Raw genomic sequence first — 22,106 nt, forward strand, 5'->3', positions numbered from 1 at the left:
GAGACCTCCCCAAGTTATACACAACCAGCAAGGACCACGAACTTCACATGCCGACCACCACCCCGCAGCTCGACGCCCGAACCCTGCGCTGGATGCCCTGGGTTATCGCCATTGCCTTTTTCATGCAAAGCCTGGACGGAACGATCCTCAACACCGCATTGCCGTCCATGGCCCGCTCGCTGTCCGAAGACCCGTTGCGCATGCAGTCGGTGATCATTGCCTACATGCTGACGATTGCCTTGCTGATCCCCGCGTCGGGCTGGATTTCCGACCGGTTCGGGATCAAGCGCATTTTCTTTAGTGCCATTCTGCTGTTCAGCTTCGGCTCGCTGCTGTGTGCGGTCGCCAACTCACTCGGCATGCTGGTCGCCGCGCGTGTGGTTCAAGGCCTGGGGGGCGCGCTGATGATGCCGGTGGGCCGGTTGATCGTGCTGCGCGCTTACCCGCGAACGGAGCTGGTGCGCACCCTCAGTTTCATTACCATGCCCGCCCTGCTCGGCCCGCTGATGGGCCCGACGGTGGGCGGCTGGCTGGTGGAATACCTGAGCTGGCACTGGATCTTTCTGATCAATATCCCGGTCGGCATCCTCGGTTGTTTTGCCGTGCGCAAGTTCATCCCGGATCTGCAGGGTGGCGGTCGCACACGTTTCGATCTGGTGGGCTTTGCGTTGTTCGGCGCGTCGATGGTGCTGATCACCATCGCCCTGGAAGGCCTGGGCGAACTGCATCTGCCGCACTTGCGCGTGGTGATGCTGCTGTTCGGCGGAATGGCCTGTCTGGCCGCGTACTGGCTGCGGGCGGGGCACGTAGAGTCGCCGCTGTTTTCGGCATCGCTGTTTCGCACCCGAAGTTTTGCCGTCGGCATCATGGGCAACCTGTTTGCGCGACTGGGCAGCGGTGCGTTGCCCTTTCTCGTGCCGCTGATGCTGCAAGTGGCATTGGGTTACTCGCCCTCGCACGCCGGGATGAGCATGATCCCGCTGGCGCTGGCGGCGATGTTCGCCAAGCCCTTGGCCACGCGAGCCATCGAGCGTCTGGGGTATCGCATTGTGCTGACCGGCAACACGTTGCTGCTCGGGATGCTGCTGGCGAGCATGTCACTGGTCGATGCCGACACGCCGTACTGGTTTCTGTTGATTCATCTGGCCCTGCTCGGGGGCGTGAACTCGCTGCAGTTCTCGGCGATGAATGCCGTCACCCTGATCGATCTGGATGACGCCAGCGCAGCCAGCGGCAACAGCCTGCTGTCGGTGGTGGCTCAGTTGTCGCTGAGCCTGGGTGTCGCCTGCGCGGCCGCATTGCTGGGCGGGTTTACGGACGATGTGTCGACCGGCGAGGTCAGCAGTGTGCTGGGTGCCTTCCAGTTGACGTTCCTGTGCGTGGGCGTGCTGGCGATGCTGGCCGCGTCGATTTTCCTGCAACTGTCGCCGCGTATGCCGCCGGAGAATCCACCGCGCAAGCCGCAGACGGAGCCTGAAATCGAGGCGTGATGCACGTCCGGGGGTGACAATGATCACCTGTGGGGGCGAGCTTGCTCGCGAAGAGGCCGGTACATCCGCCGGAGCTTCGGCGGCTGAGACTTAGCATTCGCGAGCAAGCTCGCTCCCGCAGGTACAGGGTGGCGTGATCGATTATTCGCGCCTGGATTCCACCACCATTTATCGCCCACGCCCCCAAGGCGGGGCCCGCGACCTGATACACTGCGCGACATTTTGTTTTGCAGGCCTCCCTTGTGACTAACACCGCGTTCAATTCACTGCCCCTTTCCGCCGCCATGCTGGCTAACCTGGAGTCCCTTGGTTATGCCGAGATGACGCCGATTCAGGCGCAGAGCCTGCCGGTGATGCTCAAGGGCATGGACCTGATTGCCCAGGCCAAGACCGGCTCCGGCAAGACCGCGGCCTTCGGTATCGGCCTGCTGAACCCGATCAATCCGCGATACTTCGGCTGCCAGGCACTGATCCTGTGCCCGACTCGCGAGTTGGCGGACCAGGTCGCCAAGGAAATCCGTCGTCTGGCCCGCGCCGAAGACAACATCAAGGTCCTGACCCTGTGCGGCGGCGTGTCCTTCGGCCCGCAGATCGGCTCGCTGGAGCACGGCGCGCATATCATCGTGGGCACGCCGGGTCGTATCCAGCAGCACTTGCGCAAAGGTTCGCTGGTGCTGGATGGCCTGAACACACTGGTCCTCGACGAAGCCGACCGCATGCTCGACATGGGTTTCTACGACGCGATCGCGGACATCATCGAGCAGACCCCGGAGCGCCGTCAGACGCTGCTGTTCTCCGCCACTTACCCGGTCGGCATCAAGCAACTGGCCTCGAAGTTCATGCGCGATCCGCAGACCGTGAAGGTCGAAGCGCTGCACGCCGACAGCCAGATCGAGCAGATCTTCTACGAAATTTCACCCGAGCAACGTCTGGAAGCGGTGGTGAAGGTCCTCGACCATTTCCGTCCGCAGTCCTGCGTGGCGTTCTGCTTCACCAAACAACAGGTTCAGGACGTGGTCGATCACCTGACGGCCAAGGGCATGTCGGCCGTGGGCCTGCACGGCGATCTGGAGCAGCGTGATCGCGACCAGGTGCTGGCCATGTTCGCCAACCGCAGCACCTCGGTGCTGGTGGCGACCGACGTCGCCGCCCGTGGCCTGGACATCGATGCGCTGGACATGGTGATCAACGTCGAGCTGGCCCGCGACTCGGAAATTCACATTCACCGCGTGGGCCGTACCGGTCGCGCGGGCGAAACCGGCATTGCGGTCAGCCTTGTTGCGCCGGGCGAAAGCCAACGCGCTCGCGCCGTCGAAGAACTGCAGAAAGCGCCGCTGAACTGGCAGCAGTACGACCAGTTGACGCGCAAGGAAGGCGGCAAGCTGCTGCCACCGATGACAACCCTGTGCATTGGTTCGGGCCGCAAGGACAAACTCCGTCCGGGCGACATCCTTGGCGCGTTGACCGGCGAAGCGGGCGTGCCTGGTACTCAGGTTGGCAAGATCGCGATCTTCGATTACCAGGCGTATGTTGCGGTGGAACGCAGCATTGCCAAACAGGCGCTGGAGCGGCTGAACAACGGCAAGATCAAAGGCAAGTCATTGCGGGTGCGGATTCTTTAATCCATCCAGTACCGCGTCATTGATCGTTCCCACGCTCTGCGTGGGAATGCCGTACCGGACGCTCCGCGTCCCGGCGACGCGGAGCGTCGCACAATGCGTTCCCACGCAGAGCGTGGGCACGATCAAGCCTTCTGACACACCACCGATTCTCCTGAGGACTCCGCTTTGCCCGTTACTGACGTTGTGATCATCGGCGCTGGCGCCGCAGGTTTGATGTGTGCCTTCACCGCGGCCAATCGAGGCCGCAAGGTGATGCTGATCGATCACGCCAACAAGCCGGGCAAGAAAATCCTCATGTCGGGCGGTGGCCGCTGCAACTTCACCAACCTGTACACCGAACCCGCTAATTTCCTTTCGCAGAACCCGCACTTCTGCAAATCGGCGCTGGCCCGCTACACCCAGTGGGATTTCATTGCGCTGGTCGGTAAACACGGCGTGCCGTACCACGAGAAGAAGCTCGGCCAGCTGTTCTGCGACAACAAGTCCAGCGACATCCTCAGCCTGTTGCTCCGCGAGTGCGACGATGCAGGCGTCAGCCTGCACATGGACACGTCCGTCCAGACCATCGAGAAAACCGAGACCGGCTACCTGCTGGACACTACGTTGGGCAACATCAGCTGCGAGTCGCTGGTGATCGCCACGGGCGGCCTGTCGATTCCGACACTGGGTGCCACGGGTTTCGGCTATCAGGTCGGCAAGCAGTTCGGCCACACCCTGCTGCCTACACGCGCAGGCCTTGTGCCGTTCACCATCACCGACCAGCTCAAGGAATTGTGTACCGAACTGACCGGCACCTCGGTGGATTGCCTCGTCAGCTGCAACGACGTCAGCTTCCGCGAGAATATCCTGTTCACCCATCGCGGCCTCAGCGGTCCGGCGATCCTGCAGATTTCTTCGTTCTGGCATCCGGGCGATGCCGTGGACATCAACCTGATGCCCGATCACGACGCCCACGGCTGGCTGACCGAGCAACAAACCGAACGCCCCAACAGCGAACTGAAGACCCTGCTCGGCGAGGTCTTCACCAAGAAGATGGCCAACCTCATCGCAGAACAGTGGTTCGTGTCCAAGCCGATGAAGCAGTACACCCACGCCGAACTGGCCGACATCGCCAATAAACTGTCGAGCTGGCAAGTGGTTCCCGCCGGCACCGAAGGTTACCGCACGGCCGAAGTGACGCTGGGCGGGATCGACACGCGGGAGGTGTCCTCCAAAACCATGGAGTCGCTGAAATCGCCAAAGCTGTACTTCATCGGTGAAGTGCTGGACGTCAGCGGGCATCTGGGCGGCTTCAACTTCCAGTGGGCCTGGGCCTCGGCGTATGCGGCGGCGCAGTACGTCTGAGCCAACGTCGCCATGTGATGCAATGACAAGCCCCTGCAGGAGCAATCCGAGGTTACGAGGGTCGCGAAGAGGCCGGGACATTCAACGCACCTCTGGCGGCCGCAAGACCGCCTTCGCCACGGTCGTAACCTCCGGCAGCTTGTACAGGGTGGGTGACGATGGCGCATTCGGAATAAATTTTGCTAAGCGGATGTACAGCACGCACCGGGCGCTGTACATATCATCCAGCAGAAACCATCGCGAACAAGGCCGTCAGCGTTCATGGCATCGAAATCGTTGCGCAATACCCTCCGCCGCCTCTGGGCGCTGGACAAGTTTTCCTACAGTGTGCGGGTTTTCATTGCCCTGACCGGCAGCATGGCTTTGTGCTGGTACCAGAATGAGATGTCGCTGGTCATCCCGTTGTTCCTCGGGATTATCGCCAGCGCCCTGTCCGAGACGGACGACAGTTGGCAAGGCCGCCTCAACGCATTGGCCGTAACGTTGGTGTGCTTCAGCATCGCGGCATTATCCGTGGAGTTGCTGTTCCCCTACCCCGTTCTGTTCATCTGCGCCTTCGCGCTGGCCGCGTTCTGCCTGACGATGCTTGGCGCGCTGGGCGAGCGTTACGGTGCCATTGCCTATGCGACGCTGATTCTCTCGGTCTACACCATGATCGGCGTGGACCAGCGCGGCGGTGAGGTCACTGACTTCTGGCATGAGCCCATGCTGCTGGTGGCGGGAGCAGCGTGGTACGGCCTGCTGTCCGTGCTGTGGCAGATGCTGTTTTCCAACCAGCCCGTGCAGCAGGCACTGGCGCGGCTGTTCCGCGAACTGGGCTTGTACCTGAAGCTGAAATCGGAACTGTTCGAGCCGATCCGCACCCTGGACGTGGAAGCCCGGCGCCTTGAGCTGGCCAAACAGAATGGCAAGGTCGTGGCCGCGCTTAACGTGACCAAGGAAATCATCCTCAATCGGGTCGGCAGCGGGCGTCCTGGTTCCAAGGTCAGTCGCTACCTGAAACTGTACTTCCTCGCCCAGGACATCCACGAGCGCGCCAGTTCCTCGCATTACCCCTACAACTCGCTGGCCGAGGCGTTCTTCCACAGCGACGTACTGTTCCGCTGTCAGCGTCTGCTGCGCCAACAGGGCAAAGCCTGCCGCGACCTGTCGGTGTCGATCCAGTTGCGCCAGCCGTTCATCTATGACGACAGCTTCGCCCATGCGCTGGATGACTTACGCGCCTCGCTCGAACACCTGAGGATTCAGAGCAACCCCGCCTGGCGCGGTTTGCTGCGTTCACTGCGTGCACTGGCCAATAACCTGGCAACGCTGGACCGGCTGCTCAGCGATGCCAGTAACCCGGACGCGCTCGCCGATGCCACCGACAGCAGCTTGCTGGACCGTTCTCCGCGCAACCTCAAAGACGTCGTCACCCGTATCCGCCTGCAGCTGACCCCCACTTCACTGTTATTCAGGCACGCCCTGCGTCTGCCGCTGGCGCTGGTGGTCGGCTACATCATGCTTCACCTGATTCACGCGTCTCAGGGTTACTGGATCATCCTGACCACGGTCTTTGTCTGTCAGCCGAGCTACGGCGCCACCCGACGCAAACTCGGCCAAAGGATCATCGGCACGGCCATCGGCCTGACCGCTGGCTGGATTCTGTTCGACCTGATCACCACGCCCGTCCTGCAATCGATGTGCGCGGTGCTGGCCGGCGTGGTGTTCTTCGTCAACCGCACCACGCGCTACACCCTGTCGACGGCTGCGATCACCGTGATGATCCTGTTCTGCTTCAATCAGGTCGGAAACGGATACGGCCTGTTCCTGCCACGCCTGATGGATACCTTACTGGGCAGCCTGATTGCCGGCCTGGCCGTGCTGTTGTTCCTGCCCGACTGGCAAGGGCGTCGCCTGAACAAAGTGCTGGCCAACACGTTGTCCTGCAACAGCATTTACCTGCGCCAGATCATGCAGCAATACGCACAAGGCAAAAGCGACGACCTGGCCTATCGGCTTGCCCGGCGCAATGCCCACAACGCCGATGCCGCATTGTCGACCACACTGGCGAACATGCTGATGGAGCCAGGACACTTCAGGAAGGAAGCGGATGTGGGCTTCCGCTTTCTGGTGCTGTCGCACACGCTGCTCAGCTACCTGTCAGGCCTTGGCGCGCATCGGGAAACCCAGTTACCGAGCGATGCGCGCGAGCATTTGATTGAAGGCGCCGGTGCGCATCTGGCGTCGAGCATCGATGAGATCGCCCAGAGCCTGGCAACGCGGCAACCCGTAGCCGTGCACAGCGATGAGGAGGAAGCCCTGGCTGCGGACCTGGAGCAGATGCCCGAAGAGATCGACGAGGCACAGCGACTGGTACAGACCCAGTTGGCCTTGATCTGTCGCCAGCTCGGGCCATTGCGCACGCTGGCCGCGCACCTGATCAAGGCGCCGGAGAAAACCTCAGACATTACAGACCGTGCAGCTTGAACAACCTGTCATAGCTGCCGTCGGCTTTCATGGCAGCGATAGCGCTATTGAAGTCCGCGACGATTTTTTCGTGATCGGGATTCTTCAGGCTGACCAGAATATGCAGCCCGTTTTCACTCAGTGATCCGGGCAGGAATTCGACGTTGTCGCGCACCTCATCAGGCTCTCGTGCCAGCGCGAAACGTGCCGCGTACTCGTCTTCAACGGTCAATTGCACGCGCCCCGCCGCCAACATGCGCACGGCGGTCGAGAAGCTTGCGACCGGGACCTTTTTCAAATCGGCATCGCCGTCGAACGCTGGCGAGTACGCGTAACTGCGCACCACGGCGATTGAATACGGATGTAGCTGGGCCAGGTCCTGAAACCCGATGCTTGAGCTTTTGCGCTTGAGAAAGCGCAGACGGTTGACCAGGTAATCGCCGGAAAACTGACCGATGCGCGTACGCTCTTCGCTGTACCAGGCATTGATCAGGATGTCGTAGCGCCCCTCGCTGACGCCATGAACAGCCCGCGCCCACGGCACTTGCTCGTATTCGGTGGTGTAACCGGCACGGCCGAATGCCGTGCGTACCAAGTCCGTAGAGAGCCCGCCGTTAAGTAACGAAACATCCGAATAAGGCGCCCACGCGTCCCCCGCCATACGCAGCTTCTGCGCCAGAGCATCCTGCGCGACCAGCAGCAACCCCAATAGAACCATGGCTCGAAGCAAATGCGACATGCTCAAGATCCTTAGGCAGACAGCCAGTCTGCAATTGTTTCAGCGGTCAAAAAACGACGCTGTGACGTCCCTGATGCGAGCGACGGGCAACGTGCATGGCCCGGATAAGGCGATGAAGGGCGATAGCAAGTGGCCTTCATTGAAGCCGTGTTCTGCGTTTTCCACAACTCTTAAGAAGGCGAAGTTTGTGCGGTCGTTCAAAAAAGTTGCACAAGACTGCAACGGTTTCTGCAACCACGAACGAATGGCCACCACACGGTGACGTTGGGCTGACAGCAATATGCGTTTAGTATCCGGCATGGACTTCTTTTCGTGAGCTGGCGACATGTCAATCAACTGGATTTGCAAACACCATACCGCCCTGAGCAAAGAGCAGCTGTACGCGATCTTGAAGCTGCGCGCGCAGGTGTTCGTGGTGGAACAGAAATGCTGGTATCAGGACGTCGACGGCCAGGATTTACTGGGCGACACCCGGCATTTGATGGCGTGGCTAAACGAAGAACTGGTGGCGTATCTGCGCCTGCTGGACCCGATCCAGCAGAACGGTGACGTGACCATCGGCCGCGTGGTGACTGCTCCGTCAATGCGCAACAAGGGCATGGGCCATGAATTGATGGTACAGGCGCTGGAGCATGCCGAGCGCAACTGGCCGGATCAACCGATTTATCTGTCAGCGCAGGCGCATCTCCAGGGTTACTACAGCCGTTATGGTTTTAATCCGGTGGGCGAGGTGTATGTCGAAGACGGCATCCCGCACATCGGCATGCGCCGGGATCTGGATTGAGTCCCGGACATCTGAAGTCCTCGTAGGAGACGTCGGAGGTCACGAAGGCAGCGAATGCGGTGTGTGATTCACCGTAGCGGTGTCAGACGTATTGCCGTCCTCGAAACGTCGCCCGCAGCACGCCAGCGCCTACAGATGCCAGATCCCCGTCGTACTGGCTCAGGGATATCCCAGCACCGACTTGACCTGCTCAAGGTTGCGCACAATCCATTGCCTGTCGATCGCGCCCCAATCGCGAATCCGGTAGCTGCCTGCGTGGTTACGCCCGCCGTCCAGTTGCTCGAACTCACAGACGATATCCAGATCGGCCAACGCCACGAGGGTGTCCTGTGCAGTGCGACGCGGCATGCCGGTAACGTCGGTCAACGCGGGTACGCTGCTGGCGATTCCACTGTCGATCAGGTACGCCACGTACAGGCGACGGTAAAAGCTGCTTTTGGTCTTGCTGACGTCCATCGTCAGGTCCTTGTCGAAGAAAAGGTGGTGGCTAGCCCTGTTGCATGTCCCGCCACGTCAGGTAGATGCGCAGGTCGAATTCCAACTGGTGGTAACCCGGCTGCATGTGTTCGCACAGCTTGTAGAACGCCTTGTTGTGCTCGGTCTCCTTGAAGTGCGCGAGCTCATGAACCACGATCATTTTGAGGAACTCGGGGGCTGCCTCCTTGAACAATGACGCGACGCGGATTTCCTTCTTCGCCTTGAGCTTGCCACCCTGCACACGCGACACCGTGGTGTGCAGGCCCAATGCGCGATGCGTCAGGTCCAGGCGGTTGTCGAAGAGCACCTTGTCGATCCCCGGCGCGTTGCGCAGGTATTCCTGCTTGAGCGAGAGCGCATACGCGTACAGCGCCTTGTCGCTCTGCACGTCATGACGCCCCGGGTAGCGTTGCTCCAGATAGGCGCCGAGTTTGTCCTGAGCAATCAGTTGCCGGACCTGATCCTGCAATGAGGCCGGATAGGCCTGCAGGTATTTGAGCGGCGTTGTCGCAGTAACGGTCATGTTCAGATCGAAGGAGTGAAAGGGCGCCAGTCTACCGCGTCAGTGCTTTTCAAGCAGCGGGTGCGTCGTTGGCAGAATGATCGGCTCGACAAAGCGCACGGCCTCGTCCGGCGTCATCGGATGCGCCAGCAGGAAACCCTGAATGATCTCGCAGCCATTGACCACCAGCCATTGATACTGCTCAAGGGTTTCCACGCCCTCGGCGATGACGTCGATGTTCAGCGTTCGGCACAGGTCCATGATCGTGCGCGCCACGGCAAGGTCACGCGGAGAGCTCATCATGCCGCTGATGAAGTGGCGGTCGATCTTCAGCGTATCCAGGTCGAGGTTTCGCAGATGGGCCAGCGAGCTGTCACCGGCGCCGAAGTCATCCAGCGAAACGCGTACGCCGATTTCGTGCAGACTTTGCAGTTGCTTGCGACTGTGCACCAGATTGTGGACCAGCGAAGGCTCAGTGATTTCAACCTCCAGCTGGCGCGGTTGCAAGCCGTGAATGCTCATGGCGCGCTGCAGTTCGGCGGCCAGATTGGGCATGCTGAATTGTGCCGGGCTGACACTCACACTCATCACCAGATCGGCCGGAAAGATCCCCTCCCACCGTTGCAGTTGCGCAGCGCCTTGCTCAAAGATCCAGCCGCCGAGCTTGTTGATCAGCCGGGTTTCCTCCAGCAGCGGAATGAACAGGCTGGAAGGCACATCGCCTGCGTCCGGATGATTCCATCGCAACAGCGCTTCGAAGCCGCGGGTTCGCCCCGTGACCACGTTGATCTGGGGCTGGTAAACGATGGAGAAGTCTTTGCCTTCGATCGCCGTGCGCACGCTCTCTTCGAGCATCAACCGGGAACGGGCCCGGCCATTCATGTACTGGTCATAGAAACGGTATTGATGACGGCCAGCGCGCTTGGCTTCATACATGGCGATGTCCGCCGCACGCAACAAGCCGTCCAGGTTAGTGCCGCAGTCCGGGTACACCGCGATCCCGACACTGGCCCCCAATGTCGCCTCGATACCATCGACATGGCGCCGTGCAGACACGCGATCAATCAGTTTTTCCGCGACTTTGGCGGCGTGCTCGGGAAAGTCGAGCCCGTCGATCACGACCACGAACTCGTCGCCGCCCATGCGCGCCAGCACGTCATAAGGACGCAGGGATTCCTTCAATTGCTCGGCCACCCAGACCAGCACCTGATCACCGGCATCATGGCCCAGCGAGTCGTTCACGTGCTTGAAGCCGTCCAGATCGAGGTACAAGACCACCAGGTACTTACCGACATGCTCGTTGCGCACCAACATGCCTTCTACGGTCTGGTAGAAGCCGCGACGATTGAGCAGACCGGTCAGCGAATCGGTCACGGCCTGTTGTTCGAGCTGACTGTAGAGATCGCGCACCACCGACATGTCGAGCACGCTCAACACCATCGCTTTCTGTTCTTCCGGCAAAGGGGCACAGGACAATGCCACCGGCAACTGGCGCCCCTCGGGTGTGCGCATGACCGCATCGTGGACCCGGTAAGTGTCGGCGCGTCGGTAGTGATGATAGAACCCCGAGTCGGTCCATTCGGTCACGACCGGCTCCTGCAGATAGCAGCCCAGCCCGGTGCCTCGCAGCTCGCCATCGGTCATGCCCAGCAATCGGCAGATCGCCGGATTGGCAAAGCTGATGATGCCGTCCTCGTTGACCACCAGAATGCCTTCCGCAACATTGGCCAGGACCGAGGCGTTGAACGCTCGCGCGGACTCCAGCTCGCGGCTGAGCTTCTGCAAGGCACGCCGGTTGTGCTGATGCTCCAGCAGGGCCTGGACCTTGGGCTTGAGGATGTTGGGATCGAACGGTTTGAACAGGTAGTCCACCGCGCCGCTGGCATAGCCTTTATGCACAGCGTCACGTGATTGTTCGTTGGCGGTCAGAAAGATGATCGGCGTCAGGCGGGTTCGCTGACTGCCACGCATCAGGCGAGCGACTTCAAAGCCGTCCATGTCGGGCATCTGCACATCGAGCAGAACGAGGTCGACGTCAACATCAAGAAGCAGACCCAACGCCTCCATGCCGGAACTGGCCGTGACGATTTCCCAGTCCTGCCGCTGCAGGACGGCACGCATCGTAACCAGATTTTCTGGGTAGTCGTCGACGACCAACAAGACTGACTTGCCATTGGATGGCTGGGACTGCGCGCATTCCATGCTGCTACTCATTCACTTCTACTGCCTTGTGAAGGGCTCCGCCCATGATCCGATTGGGGTTTACTCTAGACCTGAATGAAAAAAAAAGAAGCTGGGCCACCGTTTTGCCATCCTAAATCAGGATCCAACCCGACTAACGGTCGCCGCCCCTGAGCCGTGCTCCCCCTCTGACGCGCAGCAAAAATCGCGGCACATTGCCCTCATCCGCTCGACGGATTCCCGTTAACAAACCGGGGCGTGAAACGTATAAGGAGTACCCCTCAAACCCTTGCGCCAGACACGTTTACTGGCAATGAGACATATCGGACGAAAGACATAATGATTGATTTGGGAACCTGGAATCTGAGCATTCCCGTGGGCTCGCCACCCGCCACCATCGAAACGAAACAACTGGTTCAGGGTTACGACGACAAATACTTCACCTCTGGCTCATCGAACATCACCTTCTGGGCGCCAGTGACCGGCGCGAAGACCGCCAACGCGATCTACCCCCGCACCGAGTTGCGCGAAACCTGGTCCAACGGCACGCTCCATAACTGGACCTATACCGATGCCGACAACTTTCTGAACGCCAAACTCAAGGTCATTCAGGTGCCGTCCTCCGGGCGGGTGGTGATCGGTCAGATCCATGTGTACGAAAGCACTCAGCCGCTGTTGAAACTCGAATATCAGTACCAGGATGCTACCAAGGACGGGGTCATCGTCGCCAAGGTGCGATTCCATCCCGACGACAAGAAGCCGCGCATCTTCACCATCGCTGAAGGCATCTCTCTCAACGAAACCTTCAATTACGTCATCCATCTCAACAAGGCCGGACTGCTCACCGTGAAGGCGCGCGACAGGATCTGGGGCGACCGCATCAGTGCCACCTGGAGCAAGCAGCAGCTGTACTTCAAGGCCGGGGTCTATACCCAGGACCACACCGGGTACACCAGCGAAGGCGGCAAGGTGATGTTCTTCAATCTGGATATCGACCACAACAAATCCTGACCCGACGCCTTCCCACACGCAAAAAGCCCGCGCTTCCAGAAACGCGGGCTTTTTTAAGGCCGACGATTTACGCCGCGCGGTACTCTTTCTCCGCTGCGTCGAATCGCGCCTGCATGCCGGCCGTAGGGCCTTTCCCCAGCAGGCTGAACAGGACGATGGCAATGCTGGCGAAAATGAAGCCCGGAATGATTTCGTACAGCCCCAGCAGTTCGAAATGCTTCCAGAGCACGACCGTGAGGGCGCCGACGACAATGCCGGCCAATGCGCCGTTGCGGGTCATGCCTTTCCAGATCACCGAGATGAGCACCACGGGACCGAACGCAGCACCAAAGCCTGCCCATGCGTAGCTGACCAGCCCCAGCACGCGGTTCTCAGGGTTGGCAGCGAGGGCGATGGCGATCAATGCCACCAGCAACACCATCGCACGACCGACCCACACCAGTTCGCGCTGCGAAGCATGCTTGCGCAGGAAAGCTTTGTAGAAGTCTTCGGTCAGCGCGCTCGAGCACACCAGCAACTGACAGCTCAACGTGCTCATGACCGCCGCCAGAATCGCCGAGAGCAGCACGCCGGCGATCCATGGATTGAACAAGAGCTTGGCGAGTTCGATGAACACACGCTCATGGTTATCGGTCACGGGACCGGCCACATCAGGGTGCGCCGAGAAGTAGGCGATGCCGAAGAAGCCCACGGCGACCGTTCCGCCCAGGCACAGGATCATCCATGTCATGGAAATACGGCGAGCCTTGGCGATCGACTTGACCGAATCTGCGGCCATGAAACGCGCCAGGATATGCGGTTGGCCAAAGTAACCCAGCCCCCAGCCCATCAAGGAAATCACTCCGATGAAGGTGGTGTTCTTGAGCATGTCGAAGCTGGTCGGATCTTTCGCCTCGATGGCCAGGAACGTGGTGTCGACGCCGCCGGTGGCCAGCAGCACGATGATGGGCGTGAGGATCAGGGCAAAGATCATCAGCGTGGCCTGCACCGTATCGGTCCAGCTCACGGCGAGGAAGCCGCCGATGAAGGTGTAGGCGATGGTGGCGGCAGCGCCAGCCCATAGCGCCGTTTCGTAGGACATGCCGAAGGTGCTTTCGAAAAGACGCGCACCGGCAACGATGCCCGAAGCGCAATAGATCGTGAAGAACACCAGAATCACAATGGCCGAAATCACCCGCAGCAGGCCGCTGGTGTCTTCGAATCGACTGGCGAAGTAATCCGGCAGGGTCAATGCATCGCCGTTGTGTTCGGTCTGGACGCGCAAGCGACCGGCGACGAACAGCCAGTTCAGATAGGCGCCGACGATCAGCCCGATGGCGATCCAGCTTTCCGACAGGCCCGACATGTAAATAGCGCCGGGCAGGCCCATGAGCAACCAGCCACTCATGTCGGAAGCGCCCGCTGACAACGCCGTCACGACGCTGCCCAGGCTCCGTCCGCCAAGAATGTAATCCGACAGGTTGTTGGTGGAGCGATAGGCCATGAGGCCGATCAGGACCATGGCCGCGATGTAGATCACAAACGTGATCAAGGTTGGATTGCTGACGCTCATTTTTGTGTCCGTGCGTTGTTTTTATGGCAGGAGCAACGGGTTGCACCAGGGGCGGGCATGCTAGTCAACATCGCAACCGGGGCGCAACCCGAAGATGAGAATTGATGTCGACTTTTGCACATGAAATCCAGTAACCGGTTTTTTCATGCCCGTTTTTCGCGCACCGCAATGCGCCGCACAACCCGCAAGCACCAAGGCCGTGCGCTAGTTTTCGCCCCCTTTCTGCGTCGGCGAAGATCACTTTGGAAATATCTGGAAAAAACAGGTTGCACCCGGTTGCACCCTTACTTTCGCACAGCTACTCTTGCCGACAGCTATAGCCACACACATCGTGGCTCTCAAGAGGACAAGACATGGCGACCACCACCCTGGGTGTCAAACTCGACGACCCGACCCGCGAGCGATTGAAAGCGGCTGCGCAGTCCATTGACCGGACCCCGCACTGGCTCATCAAGCAGGCGATTTTCAATTACCTGGAAAAACTCGAGGGTGGTGCAACGCTGAGCGAACTCAACGGTCAAGGCAGCAAGGACGCCGACGACCAGGGTGAGCTGCCTGTGGATAACGCCCATCAGGCGTTTCTCGAATTTGCGGAAAGCATCCTGCCGCAATCCGTATTGCGCGCAGCCATCACGTCGGCCTATCGCCGCCCCGAGCCAGAAGTCGTGCCGATGTTGCTGGAACAGGCACGCCTGCCAGCCCCGATGGCAGACGCTACGCATAAGCTGGCGGCCTCGATAGCCGAAAAGCTGCGCAACCAGAAGAGCGCGGGTGGCCGTGCCGGTGTCGTGCAGGGCTTGCTGCAAGAGTTCTCGTTGTCGTCGCAGGAAGGTGTGGCCCTGATGTGTCTGGCCGAAGCGCTGTTGCGCATCCCGGACAAAGGCACTCGCGATGCACTGATCCGCGACAAGATCAGCACGGGTAACTGGCAGCCGCACCTGGGCAACAGTCCGTCGTTGTTCGTCAACGCCGCCACATGGGGTCTGCTGCTGACCGGCAAGCTGGTCAGCACCCACAATGAAGCCGGCCTGACGTCAACGCTGAGCCGGATCATCGGCAAGTCCGGCGAGCCGATGATCCGCAAAGGCGTCGACATGGCCATGCGCCTGATGGGCGAGCAGTTCGTGACCGGCGAAACCATCGGTGAAGCGCTGGCCAATGCCAGCAGGTTCGAAGCGAAAGGCTTCCGTTACTCCTACGACATGCTCGGCGAGGCGGCGCTGACCGAACACGACGCGCAGAAGTACCTGGCCTCGTACGAGCAGGCGATCCACTCCATTGGCAAGGCGTCGCACGGTCGAGGCATTTACGAAGGTCCCGGGATCTCCATCAAGCTGTCGGCACTGCACCCGCGCTACAGCCGTGCGCAGTACGAGCGTGTGATGGAAGAGCTGTACCCGCGCCTGCTGTCGCTGACCCTGCTCGCCAAGCAATACGACATCGGCCTGAACATCGACGCCGAAGAAGCCGACCGCCTGGAGCTGTCGCTGGACCTGCTTGAACGCCTCTGCTTCGAACCCCAACTGACCGGCTGGAACGGTATCGGTTTCGTGATTCAGGCTTACCAGAAACGCTGCCCGTACGTGATCGACTACGTGATCGATCTGGCCCGCCGCAGCCGCCACCGTCTGATGATCCGTCTGGTGAAAGGCGCGTACTGGGACAGTGAAATCAAGCGCGCCCAGGTCGAAGGTCTGGAAGGCTATCCGGTCTATACCCGCAAGGTGTACACCGATGTTTCCTACATTGCCTGCGCGCGCAAGCTGCTGTCGGTGCCGGAAGTCATCTACCCGCAGTTCGCGACTCACAACGCCCACACCCTCTCGGCGATCTACCACATTGCCGGTCAGAACTACTACCCCGGCCAGTACGAGTTCCAGTGCCTGCACGGAATGGGCGAACCGCTCTACGAGCAGGTGGTCGGCAAGGTCGCCGACGGCAAGCTGAACCGGCCGTGCCGTGTTTACGCCCCGGTAGGGACTCACGAAACGCTGCTGGCTTATCTGGTTCGTCGCCTGCTGGAAAACGGCGCCAACACCTCATTCGTCAACCGGATTGCCGACCAGGCGATCTCGATTCAGGAACTGGTCGCCGATCCCGTGGCGAGCATCGAACGCATGGCCACGCAGGAAGGCGGTTTTGGTCTGCCGCACCCACGCATTCCGCTGCCACGCGAGCTGTATGGCCGCGAACGCGCCAACTCGGCCGGCATCGACATGGCCAACGAACATCGGCTGGCCTCGCTGTCCTCGGCACTGCTCGCCACCGCGCACAATGACTGGAAAGCCGGCCCGATGCTGGGCAGTCCGGTCAGCGCTGGCGCCGAAGCGCCTGTCCTGAACCCGTCCGACCTGCGTGACGTGGTGGGCCATGTTCAGGAAGCCAGCGTGGAGGACGTCGACAACGCCTTGCTCAGCGCCCTCAGCGCAGGCCCTATCTGGCAAGCCACACCGCCCGCCGAACGCGCCGCTATCCTTGAGCGCGCCGCCGACCTGATGGAAGCCGACATCCAGCCGTTGATGGGCCTGCTGGCCCGCGAAGCTGGCAAGACCTACGCCAACGCCATCGCCGAAGTGCGCGAGGCGGTGGACTTCCTGCGTTACTACGCCGTTCAGGCACGCAACGATTTCAGCAACGACGCACACCGTCCGTTGGGCCCTGTGGTCTGCATCAGCCCATGGAACTTCCCGCTGGCAATTTTCACGGGGCAGGTCGCCGCAGCGCTGGCCGCCGGTAACCCCGTGCTGGCCAAGCCTGCCGAGCAAACGCCGCTGGTGGCCGCACAGGCCGTGCGCATCCTGCTCGAAGCCGGCATTCCGGAAGGTGTCGTGCAACTGCTGCCGGGCCGTGGTGAAACCGTTGGCGCGCGGCTGGTGGGTGATGAGCGCGTCAAAGGTGTGATGTTCACAGGGTCCACCGAAGTCGCTCGTCTGTTGCAACGCAACATTGCCGGTCGCCTCGATGCGCAGGGCCGCCCGATTCCGCTGATTGCCGAAACCGGTGGCCAGAATGCAATGATCGTCGATTCGTCGGCGCTGACCGAACAAGTGGTCATCGACGTGGTGTCTTCGGCTTTCGACAGCGCCGGTCAGCGTTGCTCGGCGTTGCGCGTGCTCTGCTTGCAGGAGGACTCCGCCGATCGCGTCATCGAAATGCTCAAAGGTGCCATGGCCGAAAACCGCCTGGGCAACCCGGAACGCCTGTCGGTGGACATCGGGCCGGTCATCGACGCCGAAGCCAAGGCCGGCATCGAGAAACACATCCAGGCCATGCGCGACAAAGGCCGTAACGTCTATCAGGTCGCCATTGCGGACAGCGACGAAATCAAGCGCGGCACTTATGTGATGCCAACCCTGATCGAGCTGGAAAGCTTCGATGAGCTGCAACGCGAAATCTTTGGCCCGGTCCTGCACGTCGTGCGCTACAAGCGCAAAGAGCTGGATCAACTGATCGCACAGATCAACGCCTCGGGTTACGGCCTGACGCTGGGTGTACACACCCGCATCGACGAAACCATCGCCAAGGTGATCGACTCGGTCAACGCGGGCAACATGTACGTCAACCGCAACATCGTCGGTGCCGTGGTGGGTGTACAACCGTTTGGTGGCGAAGGCCTGTCGGGTACGGGTCCGAAAGCCGGCGGCCCGCTGTACCTTTACCGCCTGCTGTCGACCCGCCCGGTCGATGCCGTGCAGAAGTCGTTCGCCCGTCGCGATGCCGAGGCTGCGCCGGATACCCGTATGCGTGAGACCCTGCTCAAGCCGCTGACCGCGCTGAAAGCCTGGGCGGCCAGCCAGCAACTGACGGAACTCGACGCGCTGTGTATACAGTTCGCCGAGCAATCGCAAAGCGGCGTCACTCGCTTGCTGGCGGGCCCGACGGGCGAGCGCAACAGCTACAGCATCCTGCCCCGCGAGCACGTGCTGTGCCTGGCCGACGACGAAACTGACCTGCTGACCCAACTGGCGGCTGTAATGGCCGTCGGCAGCACGGCCGTCGTGCCGGAAAACGAGCTGAGCAAACCGCTGTACAAACGCCTGCCGAAAGACGTTCAGGCCCGCATCCAGGTGGTGAGCGACTGGAGCAAGGACGAGGTCCTCATTGACGCCGTCCTGCACCACGGCGACTCCGATCAGCTGCGCGCCATCTGCGAGCAAGTCGCACAACGCAGCGGTGCCATCGTCGGCGTGCACGGGTTGTCCAAAGGCGAAACCGGCATCGCGCTGGAGCGTCTGGTGATCGAACGTGCATTGAGCGTCAACACCGCAGCGGCAGGCGGTAACGCAAGCTTGATGACGATCGGGTAATTCCGGGGCGCCAGATTCATCGAGCTGGCGAAACGTAATACCCACGGAGGAGCGCTTGCCCGCGATGCGTCAGCGCAGACACCACATCGGTGCCTGCCTGATCTCAATCGCGGGCAAGCGCACGCCTAAAGAGCAGTGGCGCAACTTCACGTCCTGAATTGCTGATTCCTTTAGAGGTTTTCCATCACAGACGGCTTCCAGCTCATTAGCCTTGATCAGCGCCGTCTGTGAAGGAAGGTTCCAAGCATCATCAGGCGCATCCGGTGTAATCCAGGGAACGGCGCCATATATCCCACGCATAAATAGAACGTAGGCTTTCGATCTTTATATCCGCACGCTATTAAACGCTGACTCGAACAGTTAGCGGACAGCACTACTGTCATTTCTGACAGTAGATTCATTTTAAAATCTTTGATCAGATCGAGCAGAGCCTACGCAAATCGGAAGATTTCGGATGCCCGGCAACAGCACCAAAAAGATCAAATTTAATTCTCACAGGAAAGATTAAAATGAACGCTTCTAATAAAACAGCTGAATTTGATGACACATTCGGCGAGCGTGGAAAGCAACTGATTTATACACCCGGAAATTTTTACAACTTCCTCCCAGGGCTCTACCCTTCCGCTGACGGCACGATACTTATCTATGGAAAGTATCTCCGAGAGGCTTTTACGCCAGGCTTTTCCGGCGTTGGGCGCCTGCTGAAAAACGGGGAAACAGATACTACGTTTGGAGACACACTGGATGGTTTCACACACGTACCTGAGGCAAGTTCCCCCCTTTGGGCTACCGACATCGCCAAGACGACACGTTTTCTCTTTCTCGTCACCCCCACCGGCGATAAGGTCATGCTCTCCCGCTTCGACCTGAACGGCAAGTCACCAGCGCTTTTCACCATTGATACCATGGGGTCGTCGCCCAGCATTCTGGGGCTGGCGGACGACAAGCTGCTGGTCCCTGGAACGAGCCAGGAAGGCGGCGTCCTCCATCGCAGACTGCCCGATGGCAGCAACGATTCGACATTTGGCACAGACGGGCAACAGCTGTTTTTAGAGGGTCGTTTTGTTGAGTCGTGGTGCGCTACGAGCAACAAAGAACGTTCTTTGATTTACGTGTCGGGGATGGCGGACAACAAAGGGTTCATCACCTGCATGACGCCTGACGGAAAAGTCAGATCCGAATTTGCTGACGAAGGCACCTACAGGGTCGAAACCCCGAACGGGAGTGGTAATCGTTGCCGTAAAGTTGTCGTCACGGATGACGGTGGTGTGCTGGGACTTATCAGCGTGGACGGGATGGAACCAGGTTTTCTTATAAAACTGACCCCCGAGGGCGTAATAGATGAAAACTTCAATGACGGGAACCCCCTAACCTTGGCTGGCACTGTCGGCGAAGACCTCGCTCTTCAAACAAATGGGCTCATTCTTGTGGCGCACTTCTCCGCACCCATCTGTGGAATATCGCGTTATCTTGAAAATGGCTCAAGCGATACTGGCTTCGGCCAGAACGGTCATCTTGAGTTTGAAAAGGATGTGTTAAGTAGCATCAAACGGTTGGCCATCGATCCCGACGGTAATTTGCTCGTGGGAGGGACTGAAGGATCGATCACCGCGATACTTCGGCTTTTGATCGGATGACACTTAACTAAACAGCATCCGCTGTCTTGACTGCACGGCCGGCCGCTCTCGCAGGTCGTCCGTGCTGCCGGGGATTTTCTGCCCCGGGCTAAACCGACCGCCCCACCTGTTCTAGCTCTCCATCACCCAGATTGATCATTCTTCTAACCGATCCCCGCACCGCTCTAGACTCTCAGCTATTCATAACGAAAGGTACGCCGCCATGTCCGAGACGCTGCTCAGTTCCCGCAATCTGGCTTTCGAGCTGTACGAAGTGCTGGATGCCGAAGCGTTGACGCAACGTGAGCGTTTTGCCGAGCACAGCCGCGAAACCTTCAACGCGGCGATTACCACCGCGCGGACCATCGCCGAAAAACATTTCGCGCCGCACAACCGCAAGAACGACGAGAACGAGCCCCGTTACGAGAACGGCGAGGCGGTGTTGATTCCGGAAGTGAAGCCCGCGGTGGATGCGTTTCTTGAGGCCGGTTTTTTGAACGCAGCACGCGATTTTGACGCGGGTGGCATGCAACTGCCAACGCTGTTGTCTCAGGCTTGCTTCGCGCATTTTCAGTCGGCCAACGCGGCATCGACGTCCTACCCGTTTCTCACCATGGGCGCAGCGAATCTCATTGACAACTTCGGCAGCGATGACCAGAAAAAGCGCTTTCTGCAACCGATGATCGAAGGACGCTTCTTCGGCACCATGGCACTGACCGAGCCCCATGCCGGTTCGTCGCTGTCGGACATTCGCACGCGCGCCGAACCTGCCGAAGACGGCACTTACCGGCTGCGCGGCAACAAGATTTTTATCTCCGGCGGCGATCACCCGCTGTCGGAAAACATCGTTCATCTGGTGTTGGCAAAGCTTCCTGACGCACCGCCGGGAGTGAAAGGCATTTCACTGTTTATCGTGCCGAAGTTTCTGGTCAACGACGACGGAAGTCCTGGCCCGCGCAACGACGTGCTGCTGGCCGGACTGTTTCACAAGATGGGCTGGCGCGGTACGACGTCCACTGCACTGAATTTTGGAGATAAAGGTCACTGTGTCGGCTATCTGGTCGGCAAGCCGCATCAGGGCCTGAGCTACATGTTCCAGATGATGAACGAAGCCCGGATTGGCGTCGGCATGGGCGCGGTCATGCTTGGTTACGCCGGTTACCTCTATTCACTGGATTACGCACGCGAGCGTCCGCAGGGTCGGCTCCCGGACAGCAAGAATCCCGAGAGCGCGCCGGTCCCGATCATTGAGCATGCCGACGTGAAACGCATGCTGCTGACCCAGAAAGCGTACGTCGAGGGTGCATTCGATCTGGGGTTGTATGCCGCGCGCCTGTTCGACGACACCCAGACCGGCGAAACCGACGAACAACGCAAGCTCGCCCATGAACTGCTCGACCTGCTGACGCCCATCGTCAAATCCTGGCCATCGGAGTTCTGCCTCAAGGCCAACGAACTGGCGATCCAGATTCTCGGCGGTCACGGGTATACCCGCGAATACCCGGTGGAGCAGTACTACCGTGACAACCGCCTCAATCCGATTCATGAAGGCACCCACGGCATTCAGTCGCTGGACCTGCTGGGGCGCAAACTGGCGCAAAACGGCGGCGCAGGCCTCAAGCAGTTGGTCTGGTTAATTGCCGACACCTGTGAGCGAGCACAGGCGCATGACTCGCTGTCCACCCTGCGCCAGCCGCTGGAGCAACTCGTCGCTCGCCTCCAGTCGGTCACCCTGGAATTGCTGACCGACCTCGCTCAAGGCAAAGTCACTGCAACCCTGTCCAACTCAGCGCTGTACCTAAAGGCCTTTGGGCACACCGTCATCGGCTGGCGCTGGCTGGAACAAGCCATCCGCGCGCAGGAAGGATTGAAAACCGGCAACACGGCGGACGCAGATTTCTACAAAGGCAAACTCCAGGCAGCGCGGTACTTCCTGACGTGGGAGGTCCCGGCATGTCATCACGAGCTGGCGATTTTGCAGGCCCGTGATGACCTGTGCCTGTCGATGCAGGACGACTGGTTTTAACCGAACG

14 protein-coding genes are annotated in these 22,106 nt (G+C 60.0%); 9 read left to right on the forward strand and 5 right to left on the reverse strand.

From position 1 onward, the window contains the following. Positions 1-47 precede the first annotated feature (47 nt). The 4 genes from mdtD (at position 48) to yccS (ending at position 6,925) form a co-directional block, all read left to right on the forward strand. A complete protein-coding gene (gene mdtD / locus BMY73_RS18110) occupies positions 48-1,490 on the forward strand; it encodes a multidrug transporter subunit MdtD (protein ID WP_092408783.1) in 1,443 nt (480 codons plus the stop codon). A 242-nt stretch (positions 1,491-1,732) separates the two neighbouring features. Next, the gene (dbpA, locus tag BMY73_RS18115; RefSeq protein WP_082060726.1) at positions 1,733-3,112 is read left to right on the forward strand and encodes an ATP-dependent RNA helicase DbpA; all 1,380 of its coding nucleotides are present in this window, start codon (positions 1,733-1,735) and stop codon (positions 3,110-3,112) included. A 165-nt stretch (positions 3,113-3,277) separates the two neighbouring features. Further along, complete coding sequence (locus BMY73_RS18120; RefSeq protein WP_092408785.1) at positions 3,278-4,456, forward strand: BaiN/RdsA family NAD(P)/FAD-dependent oxidoreductase; 1,179 nt, start codon at positions 3,278-3,280, stop codon at positions 4,454-4,456. A gap of 261 nt (positions 4,457-4,717) precedes the next feature. Next, the gene (gene yccS / locus BMY73_RS18125) at positions 4,718-6,925 is read left to right on the forward strand and encodes a YccS family putative transporter (protein ID WP_092408787.1); all 2,208 of its coding nucleotides are present in this window, start codon (positions 4,718-4,720) and stop codon (positions 6,923-6,925) included. On the opposite strand, the gene BMY73_RS18130 is transcribed toward yccS, so the two are convergent. Next, positions 6,906-7,643, reverse strand: a complete 738-nt coding sequence (locus BMY73_RS18130) for a substrate-binding periplasmic protein (protein WP_062379163.1) — start codon at positions 7,641-7,643, stop codon at positions 6,906-6,908. The two genes, yccS and BMY73_RS18130, sit on opposite strands and share 20 nt — an antisense overlap. Before the next feature lie 325 nt (positions 7,644-7,968). On the opposite strand from BMY73_RS18130, the gene BMY73_RS18140 reads away from it, so the two are divergent. Next, a complete protein-coding gene (locus tag BMY73_RS18140; RefSeq protein ID WP_092408791.1) occupies positions 7,969-8,427 on the forward strand; it encodes a GNAT family N-acetyltransferase in 459 nt (152 codons plus the stop codon). Between the two features lie 159 nt (positions 8,428-8,586). Here the strand turns inward: BMY73_RS18140 and BMY73_RS18145 are convergent, their stop codons facing one another. Genes BMY73_RS18145 through BMY73_RS18155 form a run of 3 tightly spaced genes read right to left on the reverse strand, consistent with a single transcriptional unit; the run spans position 8,587 to position 11,620 of the window. Next, positions 8,587-8,883: a winged helix-turn-helix domain-containing protein gene (locus tag BMY73_RS18145; RefSeq protein WP_062379168.1), complete on the reverse strand. Its 297-nt coding sequence runs from the start codon at positions 8,881-8,883 to the stop codon at positions 8,587-8,589. 31 nt (positions 8,884-8,914) lie between these two features. Next, positions 8,915-9,427, reverse strand: coding sequence for a YgjP-like metallopeptidase domain-containing protein (locus BMY73_RS18150; RefSeq protein WP_062379169.1), 513 nt, complete (start codon positions 9,425-9,427; stop codon positions 8,915-8,917). A 39-nt stretch (positions 9,428-9,466) separates the two neighbouring features. Then, positions 9,467-11,620 carry a two-component system response regulator gene (locus tag BMY73_RS18155; RefSeq protein WP_371914986.1) on the reverse strand — a complete coding sequence of 718 codons (2,154 nt, stop codon included), beginning with the start codon at positions 11,618-11,620 and terminating at the stop codon, positions 9,467-9,469. 306 nt (positions 11,621-11,926) lie between these two features. On the opposite strand from BMY73_RS18155, the gene BMY73_RS18160 reads away from it, so the two are divergent. Continuing rightward, positions 11,927-12,598, forward strand: a complete 672-nt coding sequence (locus tag BMY73_RS18160) for a polysaccharide lyase family 7 protein (RefSeq protein WP_062379172.1) — start codon at positions 11,927-11,929, stop codon at positions 12,596-12,598. Positions 12,599-12,665: 67 nt separating this feature from the next. On the opposite strand, the gene putP is transcribed toward BMY73_RS18160, so the two are convergent. After that, a complete protein-coding gene (gene putP, locus BMY73_RS18165; RefSeq protein ID WP_062379174.1) occupies positions 12,666-14,150 on the reverse strand; it encodes a sodium/proline symporter PutP in 1,485 nt (494 codons plus the stop codon). A 353-nt stretch (positions 14,151-14,503) separates the two neighbouring features. Between putP and putA the strand changes: the two genes are divergently transcribed. From putA to BMY73_RS18180, 3 genes are all read left to right on the forward strand, one after another. Continuing rightward, positions 14,504-18,457 carry a trifunctional transcriptional regulator/proline dehydrogenase/L-glutamate gamma-semialdehyde dehydrogenase gene (gene putA / locus BMY73_RS18170; RefSeq protein ID WP_092408795.1) on the forward strand — a complete coding sequence of 1,318 codons (3,954 nt, stop codon included), beginning with the start codon at positions 14,504-14,506 and terminating at the stop codon, positions 18,455-18,457. A 509-nt stretch (positions 18,458-18,966) separates the two neighbouring features. Beyond that, on the forward strand, positions 18,967-20,094 hold the full coding sequence (locus tag BMY73_RS18175) for a hypothetical protein (RefSeq protein ID WP_092408797.1): 1,128 nt from the start codon (positions 18,967-18,969) through the stop codon (positions 20,092-20,094). 202 nt (positions 20,095-20,296) lie between these two features. Then, positions 20,297-22,099: an acyl-CoA dehydrogenase gene (locus BMY73_RS18180; protein WP_092408799.1), complete on the forward strand. Its 1,803-nt coding sequence runs from the start codon at positions 20,297-20,299 to the stop codon at positions 22,097-22,099. Positions 22,100-22,106: the final 7 nt, after the last annotated feature.

Source organism: Pseudomonas sp. NFACC02, assembly GCF_900110765.1.
Lineage (GTDB): Bacteria > Pseudomonadota > Gammaproteobacteria > Pseudomonadales > Pseudomonadaceae > Aquipseudomonas.